Source organism: Pseudomonas fluorescens (genome assembly GCF_902497745.1).
GTDB lineage: Bacteria > Pseudomonadota > Gammaproteobacteria > Pseudomonadales > Pseudomonadaceae > Aquipseudomonas > Aquipseudomonas fluorescens_BM.
The window spans coordinates 1-1,996 of the sequence record NZ_CABVHJ010000056.1 but is presented as its reverse complement, the minus strand read 5'-3'; the positions used below and the strand labels follow the sequence as shown (position 1 = coordinate 1,996).

3 protein-coding genes are annotated in these 1,996 nt (G+C 50.7%); 2 read left to right on the top strand and 1 reads right to left on the bottom strand.

Annotated elements, in window-relative coordinates; genetic code table 11:
- Together F8N44_RS31105 and F8N44_RS31100 are read left to right on the top strand one after the other, a co-directional pair.
- Positions 1 to 860 (top strand): hypothetical protein (locus F8N44_RS31105; RefSeq protein ID WP_224794864.1); only part of this gene is annotated, 860 nt, incomplete at its 5' end.
- Between the two features lie 101 nt (positions 861 to 961).
- Complete coding sequence (locus tag F8N44_RS31100; RefSeq protein ID WP_150653014.1) at positions 962 to 1,594, top strand: hypothetical protein; 633 nt, start codon at positions 962 to 964, stop codon at positions 1,592 to 1,594.
- A 205-nt stretch (positions 1,595 to 1,799) separates the two neighbouring features.
- Here the strand turns inward: F8N44_RS31100 and F8N44_RS31995 are convergent.
- The coding region (locus F8N44_RS31995) for a hypothetical protein (RefSeq protein WP_224794863.1) at positions 1,800 to 1,996 on the bottom strand (197 nt) is incomplete at its 5' end.

Genomic DNA, 1,996 nt, shown 5'->3' with positions numbered 1-1,996 from the left:
CAATCAATCGTTGTATCTCAGACCATTACCGAGTTGAAACCATGAACTTAAAATCAGCCCTACTCAACACGGCAGGCTGCGCGGTGCTCGCCCTATCGATAAACGCGCAAGCAGAGGTCGACTATGGGTACATGTATCCACCCATGTTGCCCAATGAACAAACCATGAATGATCTACCGTATGCCATTCCCTGTGCAGAGGCGAAGAATCAGTACGGGGCGAAGTTTTACCGCTGCACTTGGTATACCCTCCCAAGGAACATTACACAATGGAATGCCCAGCAGCAGCGTAACGTCACCTTCAGCAATCAACTCAGCGGCAAATGTTTGCGCGGTACCTGTCGGGTAGCTAACGGTTCAGGCATCTATGGCATGTACGGCCAAGACCTCAGCTTTAGCCTGTCCATTTACTATTACATCTATGAAAGCGAGGATGGTTATCCCATTGCCTATCGCATGGACGGCGGCCCTAATAAAAAAGGCAAAGGGGTGACGTACGCTCAAGCCCGCACAACACTGCAGGACTTCTTGCTGGATCACGGCATCAGTCAGACCAACGTAAAAGATGCGATGGCCGCGTACCACTTAGATGCCAACGCATCGCATGACCAACCTGTCGATGCGGCGCCTCAGGTTAAAAATCAGCCTATGACTAAACCCACCAGACATATTCAGGTAAAGGAAGCGTGGTGCAATCCCCAGGCCGACGATGACTGCACTATCAATGGTAAGAAAGTGGCTAAAGCAGCGCTCAAGCAATACCTGCCAGCGGTCTACGAACTGGAAGTACTCAATGCCGGCGGGTATTGCGAATACCCGATCTGTTACGACAAAAATGACAAACCCGTGGGCATTCACTAGATGCAAAAAGGCACGAAAAAAACCGTGCCTTTATTTTTTAGCCTTAATGAACAAATACCATGCGGCAATGCCCAGCCCCTATTATCACGAAAGGTATCATCATGAAGCATGCACCACTCACGCTGCTCCCACTCCTGTTAATGCTTGGCGGTACCGTACAGGCTCAAGACGATGTCGCGACTTGTTCGTTGATCCGAGTAGACCAATACTACGGCCTCAAGGAATGGGATTGCCGTATTCCGAATACCCCCGTCCGAATCAGCAACGTCTACACCGACCAACAGGGCCAACGGCGAGTTGAGAGCATCAGCAGCCAACAGAACGCCCTATGCGACGATCAAGGGGTCTGTTCCAACAGTGGTAGTTTCGCTGGCAATGCACCTGCGGGCAGCTACCACTACACAGTCGGTTGGTATTTGGGAATGGATACGAAAGGTAACCCAGCGTCTTACAAAAGCGGAACAGGGCCCGGGTTTGGTGGAAAGTACTTGAGCGCTCCTGCCGAGCCTACACCTGTACAGTCAACGCAGCCGCTACCGGAAGTGATCTGTATGCCGACGGCGAGTTTTAACTGCTCGGTTGATGGCAAAGAAATAGAAGATGATGACTTACCCAAATACCTACCCATCGTCAAAGAACAATACGTCAAGAAAGCGGGAGGCAGCTGCCAGAGTATCCCGCTGTGCTACGACAAAAGCATGATGCTTCTGGGCTTAAACAAGAAGTACTTTTAAAGACCCGCCCGGAAGATACCCATCGATGCGCAACGCACACGTTCGCCTGGCCAATCACGTGGATTTGTGCATTGGCCTTGTATCAAAGCCTTAAGCAAAAACACAATACACGGCTCGCCCCAATCGTAAATATCGCCGCAGAAACGCGTCCTCGCTACACTCCATGTCCCGCCATCTCGCATGGGCGTGTAGTCGAGCTTTGCGCTCACGCCTTAGACTCAACCAAACCATTTGGCGCAGGAAGCGGAGCTGTGGTGTTTAAATGGCTGCCCCCGTGCTCTATACCTTTCAGTAGCTCCTTGATGCATTCCTCATCAGGTAGCTTAGCAAAGTCGAAGTTCATTGAAGTTTGAGTATCAGTGCTTGATGAGGATAGGACTTCTTGGTTATAGGCTAATGAGT

What these genes read in the sequence shown, in the direction of transcription:
- F8N44_RS31100 (WP_150653014.1), top strand. Translation starts at nt 962, where the DNA reads ATGAAGCATGCACCACTCACGCTGCTCCCACTCCTGTTAATGCTTGGC.